1 protein-coding gene is annotated in these 927 nt (G+C 44.8%); it reads left to right on the plus strand.

From position 1 onward, the window contains the following. The first annotated feature begins 89 nt into the window (after positions 1 to 89). Positions 90 to 904 (plus strand): IS5 family transposase gene (locus ABF638_RS38190; protein ID WP_099100896.1). Its coding sequence is split into 2 segments (ribosomal slippage): positions 90 to 456 and positions 456 to 904, totalling 816 coding nucleotides; the frame shifts between segments, so codons are not numbered across the junction. The last annotated feature ends 23 nt before the right edge of the window (positions 905 to 927 follow it).

A 927-nucleotide genomic window follows, 5' to 3' on the forward strand; every position in this document is an offset into this window, starting at 1 on the left:
AGAGCTGATTCGTAAAGAAAATCTAAAGAGAACAGAGCCTCATTTGACTTAGGCTATAGGCTAAATCAATAACACTTATGTTGTTGTCGATGAGTCGTCTACCCGCAATTAAGAACCAAGAGCGCAAACCTTACCCAAGCGATTTAAGCGATGCCGAATGGTTAATTCTTAAGCCTCTTTTACCCACACCCAAGGGATTTGGGCATCCGGTAGAAGTAGATTTACGAGAAATTCTGAATGCGATTTTCTACGTGCAACGCACCGGGTGTCAGTGGGAAATGCTGCCTCATGACCTTCCTCCTTACACAACGGTGTATGGTTACTTTCAAAAATGGCAACGTAAAGGCATTTGGCAGCAGATTCACGACCAAGTGCGCCATCAACTGCGACAAAATTTAGGGCGAGATGAATATTCTACCGTTGCGATCGCTGATTCTCAATCAGTAAAGACAACGGAAAAAAAGGGGAGGTCTACGGTTTTGATGGTGGCAAGAAGGTTAAAGGACGTAAACGCCATATCGTTGTAGACTCTCAAGGATTGTTACTTGGGGTTTTCGTCACCGAAGCCAATGCCTCAGAAAGACTAGGGGCAGTGGTTGTGCTGGATGAAGCAAAGGAAAAATTGTCCAAATTAGAAGTGATATGGGTAGACCAAGGTTATTCTGGCAAGAACTTTGCCAATGCTGTTACCCAGGTCTGTGGTGAGAAAGTACGGGTGGAAGTGATTGAACGAACCTCCAACACCTTCGAGCAGTTGCCCAAGCGATGGATTGTTGAGCGCACTTTTGGCTGGCTGAATCGATTTCGGCGGTTGAGCAAAGATTATGAGGTGTATTCCGAGGTGAGTGAAGCGATGATTTATGGTTCTTTGCTTCGTCTCATGGTCAGGCGATTAGCTATTTAACATTTACTTTACGAATCAGCTCT

The organism is Nostoc sp. CALU 1950, from assembly GCF_051172895.1.
In the GTDB taxonomy this organism is placed as follows: Bacteria; Cyanobacteriota; Cyanobacteriia; order Cyanobacteriales; family Nostocaceae; genus Nostoc; species Nostoc edaphicum_A.